Here is a 15826-nt window from a genome sequence, read left to right as displayed (position 1 = left end):
AGGAGAGTGAATATGGCAATTAAGAAAATGAGTGTCACTCAGCTAACCATGTTGACTGCCATCAACATGTTAGGATCGGGAATAATATTACTACCGACTAAGCTGGCTCAAGTCGGGAATATTTCGATAGTATCCTGGGTGATTACTGCCGTGGGTTCAATGGCGCTGGCCTGGGCTTTTGCCTGCTGCGGTACGATGAGTAATAAGCTTGGTGGCATGGGCGGTTACGCTGAGTATGCCTTTGGTAAGGCGGGGAATTACATTGCAAACTACACCTATGGCGTTGCGATCGTCATTGGTAACGTCGCGATATCCATCACCGCCGTGGGTTATATTATTGGGCTATTCAATATTGATCCTAATCCTCTGCAAATTGGATTAATGACGATAGGGCTCTTATGGTTAACCACGTTTGCTAATTTTGGTGGGGCCAGCATAACCGGTAAAATTGGTGGCGTCACCGTTTGGGGGGTGATCGCGCCGGTCGTGGTGGTATCGACGGTTGGATGGTTCTGGTTTAAACCCGAAATATATGCCGCAGGCTGGAACCCTCATAACAGCACGCTACTTGATGCCGCAGGCTCTTCTGTAGCCATCACGCTGTGGGCCTTTCTTGGGCTCGAATCAGCCTGCGCGAACAGTGATGCAGTGGATAATCCTAAAAAGAATGTACCCATCGCCGTGCTCTTCGGGACATTGGGCTCTGCGGTTATCTATATCGTGTCGACCAACGTCATTGGCGGCATTATTCCCAACGCTGAACTTGCCAGTTCAAACGCGCCGTTTGGCCTGGTATTCGCCACGATGTTTACTCCCATGGTAGGGAATATCATCACGGGTCTGATGATTATCGCCTGCATCGGTTCCTTACTTGGCTGGCAGTTCACTACTGCACAAGTCTTCAAGAGTTCTGCGGAAGTGGGCTATTTTGTGCGAATTTTCGCTAAATGTAATAAGAGTGGAACCCCCATCGCAGGAATGCTGATTCTGTTGGGGATTCAAACCATTCTGGGTTGGTTTTCAATTCCCGCCAGCCCTGACGGGACTCGCTACGGCTGGATTCATCATGTAGCCAGCGGTAATCTGGGTGTCTCTGACCAATTTTCAACGGTAGTTGACCTGTCGGTCGTCACGAATCTTATTCCCTATATCCTGTCTATGGCGGCCCTGGTAACCATTCAGGAAATCAACCGGGTACCGAGCCGTAAGGCTCTGTTGAATAACGCAATCGCAGGGATTGGGGCTGCGTACAGCTACTTTGCGTTAGTGAATTCTGGTGATAAGGCTTTGATGTACGGGGGCGTAGCCACCATTCTTGGCTTTACATTGTTTGGCGCCGTCAGTGCCAGATTTGTGAAGGGGGAACAACTTGTACATCCGGACCGGGTTATCACTGGTGAAGAGGATGTGCCGGCTATTCCGTACCGGGATAAGTAAAAGGCCCGTGCTCGGGCAGAATAGCGGGAACGTATTCGGCTCCAAGCACTGACCAATAAAAACCCCGCAGGTAAATGGACTGCGGGGTTTTTACTTGAATGGATGGCGACATCAGTCGTCTTCCGGGTCGTCCATTTCGACCGGCGTCTGGTAATCGTCCGGTTTTATTACCAATAAATCACAGCGCAAATGGTCGATAACCTGTTCTGCGGTGTTGCCCAGAAACGCTGCGGAAAGTCCCGTTCGCCCAACGGTGCCGAGTACCACAATCCCGGCCTGAAGGTGTTCGGCCAGATCCGGGATCACCTCTTCCGGCAGCCCTTTCTCAACGTGCGTCATCTTTTCATCAATGCCGTATTTCTGACGCAGCGCCTTCATGGCAACAAGATGCTGGCCGCGAATGGCGTCGTTATAAACGCTCGGATCAAAATCAGGCAGCTCAATGGCAATGTTGATGGGGGTAACCGGATACGCGCCAATCAGGTGAACTTCGGTATGGTTGACATCATCCGCCAGCTTCAGCGTCTCTCTCACCAGTTTTTCATTCAGCGCGTTGTGGTAAAGCTCTTCGCTGGCAAGGTTCACCGCCACCAGCGCCTTACCGCCTTCCGGCCACGGCTGGTCTTTGACCATCCACACCGGGCAGGGGCATTTACGCAGCAAATGCCAGTCGGTTGGAGTGAAGATCACGGCTTCCAGTTTGTCATGCTGGTGCGCCATTTTTAGCAGCAGATCGTGCCCGCCGGCGATCACTTCCTGGATGATGGCTTCGAACGGGCGGTTATGCCACACCACCTTGATATCAATGGGGATACCGGCTTCGATGTAGTAATGCGCCTGTTGTTTAATCCAGGCCGTTCGCTGGCTGATAACCCCTTTGCGCATCGCGGTGCGTTCATCGGGCGACAGAAGCGTGGTCATTTCGTAGGAAAAATCATAGATAGGCAGGAAGGCTTTGATCCTGCCGCCAATCCGTTGATGCAAATAAACAGCACGCCGCAGGGCAGGTTGATCGTCCTGGTTAGGATCAATCGCGACTAGCATGTTTTGGTAGTTTGCCATACAGGTCTCCTTACAACTGCTTAACCACAGTCTGTGAAGTAAGATTAACCCATAAGAAAGGAATGAAACAGGTGGAGAGCCCTTGCCGGATCAATAAAAGGGATAAAAGCCGATCCGGCAAAGGGAATGGTTATCAGGCAACACTGCGCGACTGGCCCGCGAGGTCGGATAACAGATCGATATTCTCGATAGTGATGTACTTGCCTTTCACCGCCAGCATACCGTTTTTCTGGAAGCGACCCAGCAGGCGGCTGATGGTTTCTACCGTCAGACCCAGATAGTTACCGATGTCGCCGCGGGTCATGGTCAGGCGGAACTCACGCGGTGAGAAACCACGCTGCGCAAAGCGGCGAGAAAGATTGTAGATAAACGCCGCCAGGCGCTCTTCGGCATTCTTTTTCGACAGCAGTAAAATCATGTCCTGGTCGCCTTTAATTTCGCCGCTCATCAGGCGCATCATCTGCTGGCGCAGACTCGGCATTTTACCGGACAAATCGTCAAGCGTTTCAAACGGGATTTCACAAACCATCGACGTTTCGAGTGCCTGAGCAAAGCTCGGGTGATGGCCAGTGCCGATGGCGTCGAAGCCGACCAGGTCGCCCGCGAGGTGGAAACCGGTGATTTGCTCATCGCCTTGCTCGGTAATCGTGTAGCTTTTGATGGTGCCGGAGCGAATAGCGTACAGCGATTTCAGTTCATCACCTGCTTTAAACAGGGTTTGACCCTTTTGAATCGGCTTTTTACGCTCGATGATATTATCAAGCTGATCGAGTTCATGCTCATTAAGCGTGAAGGGGATGCATAATTGACTGATGCTGCAATCCTGGCAATGGATAGCACAACCGCCAGACTGAATTCGTCGAATAATACGCTTTTCAGGGATCATAGATATGCTCGGACCGTAATTGATATTGGTCAATTTTAACATCTTTTTCGCGATCAGGTAAGTCTGGCAGAACGTTATCCGGACAATAATAAAGGAAGGGAGTTAAAAAAGGACCTTCATCTTGTTGAATTCCCTGAAACATTAAAATGCAGCTACTCTGTTTTGGAATAAATAGCCGCACTTTTGGCACCATTACAGCAATAAATAACCTTCATGGCGCAGCAGCCACTCTTTTCGCGCCACGCCGCCCGCGTAACCGGTCATCGTGCCGTTTCGACCAATGACGCGATGGCAAGGCACCACAATACTCACCGGGTTTGAGCCGTTCGCGGCGCCGACTGCGCGGGCGGCGCCAGGGCGGCCTAGCTGTTCCGCCAGCTCGCCATAATGCATCACTCGCCCGCAGGGAATATCGCGCAGGGCCTGCCAAACCTGGCGCTGGAAATCCGTACCTGCCGTCGCCGTGGGCAGAGTATCAATCACCGCCAAATCCCCAGCAAAATAGTCACTTAGCCTGTCGCTAAGGCCTCCGGGGTTACGGCTGCTGACGCGTTGAAACCCTTGTTTCCCATAGTGAATATTCAGCAACTGTGCCATGCGGTCGCTGTGTTCTTCCCATTCCACGGCCCGAAGCCTGAACTGCTCGTCGCAAAGGATCCACAGCGCCCCAAGCGGGGTGTCAATCTTATCTTCCAGTATTGTCAGCACGGTATTACTCCGTTTTTTGTCAGGCCTGAACGAGTGCGCGGCCCATTTTGAGGCTGAAAAGATAACATGCCCGTAACGGCGTCAGCCAGACCTCAAAAGGATTATCACCCTGTCTGGATCCCCTGACGAAAACGGTAGAGAGTGAAAATAATGGCCGGACGTGGAGAAAAAAGTTTGATAACTTCCCTGGCGCATCACCCGAAATAGTTATCACCTCCTGTCTGCTTTTGGCGATGATTATTTCCGGGGTGAAAAGGATAATAATTTATTTTATTTACCTTTCTTTAACGTAAATGCAAACTTTATATTTTCATTTTAAAGAGTCGGTGACATAAATAATTTGCCAACTATTCTGGAATATCTCCCACGGCTGTCCCGTTGAGCCTCAGACAGGGCGGGGTTATAGTAGCGGCAGCTAACTCAGGAGGATTGACCGTGAACCTTGACGACAAATCGCTTTTTCTTGACGCCATGGAGGATGTCAAACCGCTGAAAAACTGTGCGAACAGCCAGTGGATCAAACCTCAGAAAGAGAGCATTGGCGTAAAGCCAGATCCTGTCCAGCTTGATAACTTTCTCACCACCGATTTTCTGGACATCATTCCTCTCGACATGCCGCTGGAGTACAAACGTGAAGGGCTGCAGAGCGGCGTGCTGGACAAGCTCCGGCTCGGAAAATACAGCCAGCAGGCAAGCCTGAATCTGCTCCGCCAGCCCGTAGAGCGCTGCCGGCAGATGCTGTTTGCCTACATTATGCAGGCAAAGCAGGATGGCCTGCGTAATCTGCTGATCGTGCACGGCAAAGGGCGAGAAGATAAATCCCATGCCAACGTGGTGCGGAGCTTCCTTGGGCGGTGGCTGGCCGAGTTTGACGAAGTCCAGGCTTTTTGCGTGGCGATGCCGCATCACGGCGGCAGCGGGGCCTGCTATGTTGCTTTAAAAAAATCAGAGCAGGCCAAACTGGAAACCTGGGAGAAACACGCCAAACGAAGCCGTTGAGCGGCGGGATGGGGGCTATTTCCCTCAGGACGGCATTGATTTACGAATTGAAGAAAGCAAAATTTGCGCCGCCGTTGAGAGCTGGGTGTCCACCCGCGTAAGGATCCCGATAGGTTCCCCGACGCCCGGAATCGGGACAGGAAGCGCGGTCAGCGTACCCTGGCGCAAATCGTCCTTCACCGCGCCAGAAGGGACAAACCAGACATAGTTGTAGTCTACGGTCAGCTGTCGGGAGAGCGAGGCCGACAGCGTTTCGATGCAGGTTGAAGGCAGCTTGCAGCCCTGTGAAGCGAGCAAAGATTCCGCGTTGTCGCGCGGCACGGTGCCCTGGGGGGAAACCACCGCTGGCCATTCCATCACCCGGCTAAGGGTAATATTTTCATGCAGCAGCGGGTGATTAGGGCGAACAACCAGCTTGAGAGACTCAAGGAACAGCAGTTCATAGTTCAGGCCCGTCATCAGCTCAGGGTCGGACATGCGCCCAATCCCTAAATCCAGTTCTCCTGACTTCAGCCCCGCCAGCAGCATGGTGTTATTCATGGTGCCAACCTGCAGGGTAACGTCGCTCTGTTGCTTATGAAACTCGCCGATCACCGTCGGTAAAATGCCCAGCGCGGCGGTAGGCAGGGCGCCAATCCGTATCACATCAGAAGGTCGGTTTTCCCGGCGAACAAACGACTGCCCGGCATGATTCAGGGCATCAAGCACTTTTACCGCATGGGTTAAAAACTGCTCGCCGGTGAGCGTGAGCTGCGCGCCTAACCGCCCGCGTTCGAACAGGCGCGTACCGGTGAGCTGCTCCAGTTCATTGAGGGTTTTGGAGAGCGCCGGCTGGCTCAGGTTAAGAGTTTCAGCCGCGCGACCCAGTGTTCCCTGCTGTGCGACGGCTACGAAAGTATGTAAATGGCGCAAGCGAATGCGCTGACTGAAGAGACCATTTTTTTCCATAAGCGATGTTAAAAACAGTCCGGCTTCGCTGACAAGCCCTGGTGTTGAATTTTGATAACTTGATTGCAAAATATTATTAACATTTAGCTATGACCAGGCAGATAACCGATTTAATTCAGAGCAGATTATTTCGACAAAGTGGAGGCTAATTTGCTGAAAAGTGACGCGAGTCTACAGATTTTAACACGGCCTGTTTTAGTTAATTTTTTGTTAATTTATACTCTTTGTTATGGCCATTCTTCATAACGCAGTGTTATGTAATGCGCTGAAAAAATTACTTTTTAGGCGCTGCAAAGCAGATCACAAAATGGAAATTCTTCCTGATAAGTGATCTACCAGGTTCTACGCTTTCAGCACTATCCACTGGAGGCATGACATGATGGCGAACACCCTTACGGCCGATGAGATTCGGGACAAATTTTCGCAAGCTATGTCGGCGATGTACCAGCAAGAAGTTCCGCAATACGGCACGCTGTTAGAACTTGTGGCGGATGTAAACCTGGCGGTGCTGGAACACGATCCTGAGCTGCACCAGCAACTCGAAAATGCCGACGAGCTGGCAAGATTAAATGTGGAACGCCACGGCGCAATTCGAGTAGGTAAGGCCGGGGAACTTGCCGTGCTGAAGCGAATTTTCGCGGTGATGGGCATGCACCCGGTGGGCTACTACGATCTTTCCCAGGCCGGCGTGCCGGTGCATTCCACGGCGTTCCGCCCGATTGACGACCAGGCGCTGGCGCGGAATCCCTTCCGCGTGTTTACCTCTTTATTGCGTCTCGAGCTTATCGATAACCCGACGCTCAGGGCGCGTGCTGCCGCCATTCTCGACAAACGCGACATCTTCACTCCCCGCTGCCGCGAAATGCTCGATCTCCACGACAGTCAGGGCGGTTTTAGCGAGACAGAAGCGAACATCTTTGTGGCCGAAGCGCTGGAAACCTTCCGCTGGCATCAGCATGCCACGGTTGACGCCGACACTTACCGCGCCCTGCACGACGAACATCGCCTGATTGCCGATGTGGTTTGTTTCCGTGGCTGCCATATCAACCATCTCACGCCGCGCACGCTGGATATTGACCGCGTTCAGGCGCTGATGCCCGAGCGGGGCATTTCGCCCAAAGCCATTATTGAAGGGCCACCTCGCCGTGAGCGCCCCATTTTGCTGCGTCAGACCAGTTTTAAAGCGCTGGAAGAGCCTATTTTGTTTGCCGGTGAGCATCACGGCACGCACACCGCCCGTTTTGGTGAGATTGAACAGCGCGGCGTGGCGCTGACGCCTAAAGGCCGCGCGCTGTATGATGAATTATTGCTCGAAGCGGGTAACGGCACGGACAATCTAAGCCATCAGCAGCATTTGCATGAGGTGTTCAGCCGCTTCCCGGACAGCGACGCGCTGCTTCGTCGACAGGGGCTGGCCTATTTCCGCTATCGCCTGACGCCGGTAGGGGACATGCATCGGCAGTCCATCAAACCGGGCGACGATCCGCAGTTGCTGATCGAGCGCGGCTGGCTCATCGCCCAGCCTATCATCTATGAAGATTTCCTGCCGGTTAGCGCCGCGGGCATCTTCCAGTCGAATTTAGGCAGCGACGGCGGGCAGCGGCAGCACGGGCACGCCAGCCGCAGCGAGTTCGAAACGGCGCTTGGCGAGACGGTGGCCGATGAGTTCAGCCTTTATCAACAGGCGGAGGATCGCAGCAAACGTCGTTGCGGTTTACTGTAAACGCGTTACCCTGCTGGAATGTCAGCCACAAGGAACAGCAGATGGAACACGTTGTTAACGTCGCTCAGGGTCAACTGAGCGGCGTCCTTCAGGGGGATATTGCGGTGTATCGCGGTATTCCTTTTGCCATGCCTCCCATTGAAAACCTGCGCTGGTGCGCGCCTCAGCCGCCAGAAAACTGGCAAGGTATTCGCGTTGCCGACACTTTCGCTCCGGCCTGCTGGCAAAGCCTGGAATACTGCAAAGCCGTCGGCGGCGGCGATCCGGGGCAGTTCTCAGAAGACTGCCTTTATCTCAATATCTGGACACCCGCCCGGCGAACAGACCAGCCTTTGCCGGTAATGGTCTGGCTGCACGGAGGCGGCTTTACCATCGGCGCGGGTTCTCTACCTCCGTATGATGGCGCCGCGCTGGCCTCGCGGGGCGTGGTGTTAGTGACGGTGAACTACCGGCTCGGGCATCTGGGCTTTTTTGCTCATCCCGCGCTGGACGAAGAAAACCCGGACGGGCCGATTCACAACTTTGCCTTGCTCGATCAGATAGCCGCCCTGAAGTGGGTGCGGAACAACATCGCGGCCTTTGGCGGTGATGCCGGCAACGTCACGCTGTTTGGCGAGTCAGCAGGTGCTCGCAGCGTGCTTTCTCTGCTGGCGTCGCCTTTAGCCAGCGGCCTGTTCCACAAAGGGATTATACAAAGTGCCTATACGCTGCCGGATGTCGATCGTCGTAAAGCATTGAAGCGCGGCGTGGCGGTGGCAGAACATTTTGGGTTGAAAAATGCAGACGCAAAAGCGCTGCGTTCCCTTCCCGCCAGTGAGTTATGGGCGCTTGAAGCCCCGTTAAATATCGGACCGACGCCCATCAGCGGCGATATTGTTTTGCCTGAACCAATGCTGGAGACGTTTTTTGCCGCGCGGCAGCACCGCATGCCGCTGATGGTAGGCAGCAATAGCGATGAAGCCAGCGTGCTGAGCTACTTCGGGATAGATCCCGCCGGGCAGGTTGAGCTTCTGCGTCGGGAAAAGCGTCTTGGTTTGGGGCTTATCAAGCTGCTGTATCCTGGCGTTAAAGGCGACGCTGAGCTGGGGCGTCAGGTGTGCCGGGATATGGCGTTTACCACGCTGGGTTTTGTGGTGATGCAGGCGCAGCAGCGCGCAGGCCAGCCCTGCTGGCGGTATTATTTTGACTACGTGGCGGAGGCCGAGCGTGAAACCTACGCCAACGGCACCTGGCACGGCAACGAAGTGGCTTATGTCTTTAACACGCTGCAACTTTCCCCGCCCGCAAATGAATATGTGACTGAGCGAGACCTGCAGTTTGCCGCTCAAATTGGCGATTATTGGGTCAGCTTCGCCCGCAGCGCCAGGGCGCACAGTAAAGCGCTACCCGGGCCGATAAGCTGGCCCGCCAGCACCAAAGGGCGGGACCGCACGCTGCGGCTGGGCGTGCATCTACGGGCGCAGTTTAAGGTAGAAAATCGCTTTATGCGGCTGAGAATGCAGTTATTTAAGCGAGTGATGAAACACCATGTCAGCCTGGACTGAGTAACGCATTGCAAAATGCCTCCAGCCCGGCGGCGCCTTCGCTGCCGGGCTTCACCGCCAGCCTGTAGCTGGCCCCGGTTTTTACGCTCCCGGCAAAAGGCCGGACTAACCGCCCGGTAAGAAGATCTTCGGCCACCAGCGTTTCATCTGCGATGGCTATCCCAAACCCCTGAATGGCGGCGCTGATCGCCAGATCCATAGTGTCGAAATGCTGATTTTTCTGCATCGACTGCCGCGGTGGCGAAGGGTTATTTGCAAGCCATAATGACCAGTCGGTGCGATCGCGAGTCGGGTGCAGAAAGGTCAGACGCTCCCAGTTGCTCGTCTCCGGCAGCAGCAGCGCCGGACTGATAACCGGCGTCAGGCTTTCTTCAAACAGCAGCGCGCCGCTTTTGGCCTGCTGCCCGAACACGATGGCGGCATCAAACGGCTCGTTTTTGAAATTGACGCCGTGCTCCACGGTCGTGGTCAACGCGACCTGGATCTCCGGCATACGCTGCTCAAGCTGAATCAGCTTCGGCACCAGCCAGCGCATGGCGCAGGTGGGGGCCTTAAGACGAAGAATCTCAGGCCTGTGACAGGCTCTGTCGGCCACGTCCAGCAGCGTGTTAAAGGCGCTCTGGAGATCGGGCAGCAGGGCGCTACCTTGCGGCGTGAGGCGTAACCCGCGTGCATGGCGCTCAAAAAGTGCGAATCCCAGCCACTGCTCCAGCGCCGCAATTTTTCGGCTGACGGCGCCCTGCGTCAGGCAAAGCTCTTTTGCCGCCCGGGTGAGGTTCAGGTGCCTGGCCGTGACCAGAAAAGCATCGAGAGTATTAAGGGGAAAATTACGCCGGGTCATGATGCTCTCCGCTGAGCTATGCATTTTTTGCATGGCTATTATGACAACAATTCGATTGTCGTGGCAATGGCAGCAAGATTGAATAGTTATGCAAATCGCATCATGTTCAGGAGCCGCTATGGCCATACAAACCCCGGTACAACAACGTTCAAAATTGCCGGACGTCGGAACCACGATTTTTACGGTGATCGGCCAGCTTTCCGCGCAGTACAAGGCGATAAATCTTTCTCAGGGGGCCCCCAATTTCCCCTGCGACCCGAAACTGATTGCCGGCGTCACCAAAGCTATGCAGGAAGGGCATAACCAGTACGCCCCGATGACCGGCCTGGCGTCCCTGAAACAGCTGATTGCCGACAAAGTGGCTAGCCTCTACGGGTCGGTTTATGATCCTGTCGACGAGGTTCTGGTCACCGCCAGCGCCAGCGAGGGGCTGTATTCCGCTATCAGCGGCCTGGTTCATCCCGGCGATGAAGTTATCTATTTTGAGCCTTCTTTCGACAGCTACGCGCCGATTGTCCGCCTGCAGGGCGCCAAACCGGTGGCGCTCAAGCTAAGCCTGCCGGATTTCACCGTTGACTGGGACGAAGTGCGGGCGGTGATTACGCCCCGCACGCGGATGATCATCGTGAACACGCCGCATAACCCAAGCGGGCAGGTATTTAGCGCCCATGACCTCGAAATGCTGGCGGCGGTAACCCGCGACACCGACATTGTGATCCTGTCCGATGAAGTCTATGAACACATCGTCTTTGACGGCAAAAACCACCACGGCATGGCGACACACCCGCAGCTTGCCGAACGCAGCGTGATTGTCTCGTCATTCGGCAAAACCTTTCACGTCACGGGCTGGCGGGTCGGGTATTGCCTGGCCCCGGCGGCGCTGATGGATGAAATCTGCAAGGTGCATCAGTTCCTGATGTTCTCCGCCGACACGCCGATGCAGTATGCGTTCGCCGACTATATGAGCGATCCGCAAACGTATCTTTCACTGGCGGCGTTTTATCAGCGCAAGCGTGATTTAATGCAGTCTTTGCTGGCCGATTCGCCGTTTGAACTGCTGCCGAGCGGGGGATCGTTCTTCCTGCTGGCCCGCTTCGGGCACTTCAGCGATGAGTCCGACAGCGAGATGGTGAAGCGGTTAATCACCGATTACGGCGTGGCGACCATTCCGCTCTCCGCGTTTTATACCGACGGTACCGACAATAAAATTATCCGGCTTTCATTTGCCAAAGATGAAGCCACATTACGGGCGGGCGCTGAGGCGCTGTGCCGGGTTAAGCCACGCTGATAAGGGGTCATGATGAAAAAAGTGTATGCGCTGAGTTTGCTGCTTGGGCTGTGTTCTTCGTTTTCGGCGCTGGCCGCCGGCGAGCTGCGCTATGGCCTCGAAGCGGAGTATCCCCCGTTTGAAAGCCGCAACAGCGCGGGGGAGCTGGAAGGGTTTGACGTCGAGCTGGGGAAAGCCATTTGCCAGGCGGCCAGCCTGAAATGTACCTGGGTAGAAACGTCGTTCGATTCGCTGATCCCGGGGCTGGTGGCGAAGAAGTTTGACGCCATCAACTCGGCAATGAACATCACCGAGCAGCGTCGTAAAAGCATTGACTTTACCCAGCCCATCTACCGTATTCCGTCTCAGCTGGTGGGCAAAGAAGGCAGCGGCCTTGAAGCCACGGCGGAAGGGCTAAAAGGCAAAACCATCGGCGTGCTCCAGGGCTCCATTCAGGAAACCTATGCCAAAGAGCACTGGGAAAAGCAGGGCGTCAACGTTGTGTCTTACAAAGACCAGAACATGGCCTGGGCTGACTTGCTGAATGGCCGTATTGATGCCTCGCTGGTGATGTCCGCGGCGGGTCAGGCGGGCTTCCTCAGCACGCCGCAGGGCAAGGGCTTTGGCTTTATCGGCAAACCGGTCAGCGACGACACCATTCTCGGCAGCGGGATTGGCTTTGGTCTGCGTAAAGGTGACACTGTCACTAAAAAAGAGCTGGATGCGGCCATTGATAAGGTAAAAGCCGATGGCACCGTGACGAAGCTTGCGCAGAAGTTCTTCCCCGGCATCGACGTCAGCGTAAAGTAAGCTTTAACAGGGCTCGTCGGCACGCTGGCTGACGAGCCTTTAACGCTTTTTTCGCCAGGCAATGGTGAATTTTTCGGTGATATCTGGTTTCCTGAAAAAAAACCTTCGTTCCTCCCCCAAACGTCTTCTCCGCCCATTGGATTCACTGTGAATTTTGTCTAGAGTGTGCGGTCGTACAGGTAGCAGTCTCTTGCCGCTGTTCTTCCCGCCGGGAGGAGCAAAACACATCGACACATAAGGACGATTTCTCAGGCATGAATCGCAGACGTTTTATCCAGGCCTCTATGGCTCTCGCCGCTGCCTGCGGCACGCCAACCCTTGCCACGCTGTTCTCCCGAAGCGCCTTTGCCGCCGAATCCGGCATTGCCGACGGGCACTCAACCGCCTTCGATTTTGCGGTGCTTCAGGGCATGGCGCACGACCTGTCGAAAAAACCGTGGGGCGGTGCACCGCGCGCGCTGCCCAACACCCTGGCTAACCTGACGCCTCAGGCCTATAACGCCATTCAGTACGACGCCGATCATTCGCTGTGGAACAACATCGAAAACCGCCAGCTTGACGTGCAATTTTTCCACGTCGGCATGGGGTTCCGCCGCCGCGTCAGAATGTTCTCGCTTGATTCCGCCACCCACCAGGCGCGCGAAATCCACTTCCGCCCGGAATTGTTTAACTACAACAATGCCGGCGTAGACACCAAACAGCTCGAAGGCCAGACGGATCTCGGCTTTGCCGGCCTGAAAGTCTTCAAGGCACCGGAACTGGCGCGCCGTGACGTGGTCTCCTTCCTGGGGGCGAGCTACTTCCGTGCCGTAGACAGCACCTATCAGTACGGCCTTTCCGCCCGTGGCCTCGCGGTGGACACCTTTACCGATACGCCGGAAGAGTTCCCGGACTTCACCTCGTTCTGGTTTGAAACGCCGAAAGCTTCCGACACCACCTTTGTGGTGTACGCCTTACTCGACAGCCCAAGCGTGACCGGTGCGTATAAATTTATTATCAGCTGCGAAGCCGAGCGCGTGGTGATGGAGGTGGATAACCACCTTTATGCCCGGAAAGACGTCAAGCAGCTGGGCATCGCGCCGATGACCAGCATGTTTGCCTGCGGTACCAACGAACGCCGCACCTGCGACACCATTCACCCGCAAATTCATGACTCCGACCGCCTGGCCATGTGGCGCGGTAACGGCGAGTGGATTTGTCGCCCGCTGAATAACCCGCAAAAACTGCAGTTCAACGCCTTTATGGACGAGAACCCGAAAGGCTTTGGCCTGCTGCAGCTGGATCACGACTTTGCCAGCTACCAGGACATCATGGGCTGGTACAACAAGCGTCCGAGCCTGTGGGTGGAGCCGCGTAACAAGTGGGGCAAAGGCACCGTTGGCCTGATGGAAATCCCGACCACCGGTGAAACGCTCGACAATATTGTCTGCTTCTGGCAGCCGGAAAAACCGGTCAAAGCCGGGGACGAGTTCGAGTTTAAATATCGCCTCTACTGGAGCGGTCTGCCGCCGGTGACGACGGATCTGGCCCGCGTTTACGCCACCCGCACAGGCATGGGCAGTTTCCCGGAAGGCTGGGCGCCGGGCGAACACTTCCCGGATAAATGGTCTCGCCGCTTTGCCATTGATTTTATCGGGGGCGATTTGAAAGCCGCCGCGCCGAAGGGGATTGAGCCGGTGATTACGCTCTCCAACGGCGAAGCGAAGCAGGTTGAGATCCTCTACGTCGAACCGTTTGACGGCTACCGCATTCTGTTTGACTGGTACCCGACCAACGACGCCACCGACCCGGTTGAGATGCGTATGTTCCTGCGCTGCCAGGGCAAAGCCATCAGTGAAACCTGGCTGTACCAGTACTTCCCGCCGCCGCCGGACAAACGTAAATACGTCGACGACCGGGAAATGCGTTAATGACCCCAGCCCCGCCGCGTAAAAGCCGCGGGGCTTTTTTATGCCCGTTTCACCATCTCGTCCTCTTATTGCATAAATACGCTTTCATAATGAATTTATATATCCTCGATCCTGAATGCATTTTAAATTCCGTGCGTTGGCTCAAAAAAGTGACATAAGATAACTGTCACCTTCTAATAAAAGCAGGAGTCGCGTGTGGAACAGCAGCAGGTCTGGCAGGATGAAGTGATTACGGTTAATGATGACATTGAACTGCATTCGGTGAATGAGCGGTTCGTGAAGGACGTTTTTGCCCTGGTTCAGCGCAATAAAAGCTGGCTGCAGAAGGCGATGAACTGGCCGCAGTATGTTGTTTCCGAGGACGATACCCGCAAAACGCTGCAGGGGAACTATGTGCTCCACCATAAGGGCTACGCGAAGATGTTTATGATCCTCTATCGCGGCGAGCTGGCGGGCGTCTTTTCCTTTAACCAGATAGTCCCGACCGACAAAACGGCCTACATCGGCTACTGGCTAAGCGAGGACCGGCAGGGCAAGGGGATCGTTTCCGCCGTGATTGAGGCGGCGATCGGCAAGTATGCGGGGGAAGGGACCCTACGCCGGTTTGTCATCAAATGCATCGTCACTAACCGGGCCAGCAACCGGGTGGCCCAGCGCAATGGCTTCGCCCTTGAAGGCTGCCTGAAACAGGCCGAGTTTCTGAACGACGAGTTCCACGACCAGAATATTTACGGGCGCATTGCTGATTAAAAAATGCCATAAAACGGCGTGCGGGTAATTCGCTGTGCGCCGTTAATATCCTTCATGCCGCGAAGATGAATCAGTTCGCCGCCAAAGCCTTCCACCGCTGCCTCATCATAGATTTGCACGTTATTTTCGATGAGCACGTTACCCATCACTTTCGCCTCGCCATACACCTGCACATTGTTGTCCAGCAAAACGGGGCCGCCGATGAGCGCCGCATTCCCGTAAACCTGGACGCGGTGCTTGAGCACGCAATCGCCTTCGATGAGGGCGTTGCCGTAAACTTTAGAAGAGTAGCGGATGGTCGGGATCTGGCTGTCGCCGCTGCCGGCGATGATGCGTGCATTGCCTGAGATTTGGGCGCAGTCGCAGACCCAGACATTGTTCTCTGCATTGCCTTCAATAACGGCGTTATCGAAAATGGCCGAACGGTGTTCAACAAAGGCATTGTTCACTCGTGCGTGGCCATAGATTTGTGCCTGATGGACGATGCGTGAGGCCAGCACCGTAGCGCTCCCGTAGATTTGCAGCCGCATTTCCGTATCTTCTGTTAGCCCCAGCACGGCAATCACCTGGCTCTGCTGCAACACGCGGGCCGAGCCCGAGATAAAGCATTCGCCGCTGATGCGGGAATCTTCGACCTGCGCCTTACCTCCCACTTTTGCACGATGGCATATTTCGGATTCTCCGAGGATTTTCGCATCATCTTCAACGCGTGCACCTTTCCAGACCAGGGCGTCAGGCTCAAGCCAGCAGGTTCCCGCGTGGCTCAAATTCGCCTCTTCTTCAATCCAGCCACCGCATTGCCCGGCCTCAATATCGCCAAAGGCGTAAAGCGCCTCAATTTGCCAGAGCCGAACTTGCCGCTGTTCGCCCTCGTGGTGATAATCATGAAGGCGCGAAACGTCCGTGAGCCGGTATTTTTTCATGGTAATTTCTCGCTGTGC

14 protein-coding genes are annotated in these 15826 nt (G+C 55.0%); 8 read left to right on the top strand and 6 right to left on the bottom strand.

Translation table 11 applies throughout. From position 1 onward, the window contains the following. Positions 1-12: 12 nt before the first annotated feature. Entirely contained in the window at positions 13-1437 is a 1425-nt protein-coding gene (gene potE, locus F3J29_RS07700; protein WP_166864601.1) for a putrescine-ornithine antiporter, read from the top strand. Between the two features lie 111 nt (positions 1438-1548). On the opposite strand, the gene uspE is transcribed toward potE, so the two are convergent. From uspE to ogt, 3 genes are all read right to left on the bottom strand, one after another. Further along, the gene (uspE, locus tag F3J29_RS07695) at positions 1549-2499 is read right to left on the bottom strand and encodes a universal stress protein UspE (protein ID WP_166864598.1); all 951 of its coding nucleotides are present in this window, start codon (positions 2497-2499) and stop codon (positions 1549-1551) included. Positions 2500-2632: 133 nt separating this feature from the next. Continuing rightward, positions 2633-3385, bottom strand: a complete 753-nt coding sequence (gene fnr, locus F3J29_RS07690; RefSeq protein ID WP_008456375.1) for a fumarate/nitrate reduction transcriptional regulator Fnr — start codon at positions 3383-3385, stop codon at positions 2633-2635. A 192-nt stretch (positions 3386-3577) separates the two neighbouring features. Next, on the bottom strand, positions 3578-4093 hold the full coding sequence (ogt, locus tag F3J29_RS07685; protein ID WP_166864595.1) for a methylated-DNA--[protein]-cysteine S-methyltransferase: 516 nt from the start codon (positions 4091-4093) through the stop codon (positions 3578-3580). A gap of 435 nt (positions 4094-4528) precedes the next feature. On the opposite strand from ogt, the gene smrA reads away from it, so the two are divergent. Next, positions 4529-5092, top strand: a complete 564-nt coding sequence (smrA, locus tag F3J29_RS07680) for a DNA endonuclease SmrA (protein WP_166864593.1) — start codon at positions 4529-4531, stop codon at positions 5090-5092. 24 nt (positions 5093-5116) lie between these two features. Here the strand turns inward: smrA and F3J29_RS07675 are convergent, their stop codons facing one another. Further along, positions 5117-6040, bottom strand: a complete 924-nt coding sequence (locus F3J29_RS07675; protein WP_205246656.1) for a LysR substrate-binding domain-containing protein — start codon at positions 6038-6040, stop codon at positions 5117-5119. 379 nt (positions 6041-6419) lie between these two features. On the opposite strand from F3J29_RS07675, the gene hglS reads away from it, so the two are divergent. Next, positions 6420-7763, top strand: coding sequence for a 2-oxoadipate dioxygenase/decarboxylase HglS (gene hglS, locus F3J29_RS07670; protein WP_166865051.1), 1344 nt, complete (start codon positions 6420-6422; stop codon positions 7761-7763). Between the two features lie 41 nt (positions 7764-7804). Next, positions 7805-9307 (top strand): carboxylesterase/lipase family protein, encoded by a 1503-nt coding sequence (locus F3J29_RS07665; RefSeq protein WP_166864587.1) that lies wholly within the window; start codon positions 7805-7807, stop codon positions 9305-9307. On the opposite strand, the gene F3J29_RS07660 is transcribed toward F3J29_RS07665, so the two are convergent. Further along, positions 9294-10148 (bottom strand): LysR family transcriptional regulator, encoded by an 855-nt coding sequence (locus F3J29_RS07660; protein WP_166864584.1) that lies wholly within the window; start codon positions 10146-10148, stop codon positions 9294-9296. The two genes, F3J29_RS07665 and F3J29_RS07660, sit on opposite strands and share 14 nt — an antisense overlap. Positions 10149-10266: 118 nt before the next feature. On the opposite strand from F3J29_RS07660, the gene F3J29_RS07655 reads away from it, so the two are divergent. From F3J29_RS07655 to rimL, 4 genes are all read left to right on the top strand, one after another. Further along, positions 10267-11436: a pyridoxal phosphate-dependent aminotransferase gene (locus F3J29_RS07655; protein ID WP_166864581.1), complete on the top strand. Its 1170-nt coding sequence runs from the start codon at positions 10267-10269 to the stop codon at positions 11434-11436. Positions 11437-11448: 12 nt separating this feature from the next. Further along, positions 11449-12225 carry a transporter substrate-binding domain-containing protein gene (locus F3J29_RS07650; RefSeq protein WP_039292649.1) on the top strand — a complete coding sequence of 259 codons (777 nt, stop codon included), beginning with the start codon at positions 11449-11451 and terminating at the stop codon, positions 12223-12225. Between the two features lie 254 nt (positions 12226-12479). Further along, positions 12480-14135, top strand: a complete 1656-nt coding sequence (locus F3J29_RS07645) for a glucan biosynthesis protein D (protein ID WP_166864578.1) — start codon at positions 12480-12482, stop codon at positions 14133-14135. 195 nt (positions 14136-14330) lie between these two features. Then, complete coding sequence (rimL, locus tag F3J29_RS07640) at positions 14331-14885, top strand: 50S ribosomal protein L7/L12-serine acetyltransferase (protein WP_166864575.1); 555 nt, start codon at positions 14331-14333, stop codon at positions 14883-14885. Here the strand turns inward: rimL and ydcK are convergent. Continuing rightward, positions 14882-15808 (bottom strand): YdcK family protein, encoded by a 927-nt coding sequence (gene ydcK, locus F3J29_RS07635; protein ID WP_205246655.1) that lies wholly within the window; start codon positions 15806-15808, stop codon positions 14882-14884. The genes rimL and ydcK overlap by 4 nt on opposite strands. Positions 15809-15826 lie beyond the last annotated feature (18 nt).

It is taken from the genome of Enterobacter sp. Cy-643, from assembly GCF_011752815.1.
GTDB lineage: Bacteria > Pseudomonadota > Gammaproteobacteria > Enterobacterales > Enterobacteriaceae > Cedecea.
The sequence above is the reverse complement of the archived record's forward strand: the minus strand, read 5'-3'. Positions and strand labels throughout refer to the sequence as shown.

Bases quoted from the DNA above. Each gene is read 5' to 3' on its own strand.
- potE (WP_166864601.1), top strand. From the start codon at position 13: ATGGCAATTAAGAAAATGAGTGTCACTCAGCTAACCATGTTGACTGCC.
- uspE (WP_166864598.1), bottom strand. From the start codon at position 2,499: ATGGCAAACTACCAAAACATGCTAGTCGCGATTGATCCTAACCAGGAC.
- fnr (WP_008456375.1), bottom strand. From the start codon at position 3,385: ATGATCCCTGAAAAGCGTATTATTCGACGAATTCAGTCTGGCGGTTGT.
- F3J29_RS07675 (WP_205246656.1), bottom strand. From the start codon at position 6,040: ATGGAAAAAAATGGTCTCTTCAGTCAGCGCATTCGCTTGCGCCATTTA.
- hglS (WP_166865051.1), top strand. From the start codon at position 6,420: ATGGCGAACACCCTTACGGCCGATGAGATTCGGGACAAATTTTCGCAA.
- F3J29_RS07665 (WP_166864587.1), top strand. From the start codon at position 7,805: ATGGAACACGTTGTTAACGTCGCTCAGGGTCAACTGAGCGGCGTCCTT.
- F3J29_RS07660 (WP_166864584.1), bottom strand. From the start codon at position 10,148: ATGACCCGGCGTAATTTTCCCCTTAATACTCTCGATGCTTTTCTGGTC.
- F3J29_RS07655 (WP_166864581.1), top strand. From the start codon at position 10,267: ATGGCCATACAAACCCCGGTACAACAACGTTCAAAATTGCCGGACGTC.
- F3J29_RS07650 (WP_039292649.1), top strand. From the start codon at position 11,449: ATGAAAAAAGTGTATGCGCTGAGTTTGCTGCTTGGGCTGTGTTCTTCG.
- F3J29_RS07645 (WP_166864578.1), top strand. From the start codon at position 12,480: ATGAATCGCAGACGTTTTATCCAGGCCTCTATGGCTCTCGCCGCTGCC.
- ydcK (WP_205246655.1), bottom strand. From the start codon at position 15,808: ATGAAAAAATACCGGCTCACGGACGTTTCGCGCCTTCATGATTATCAC.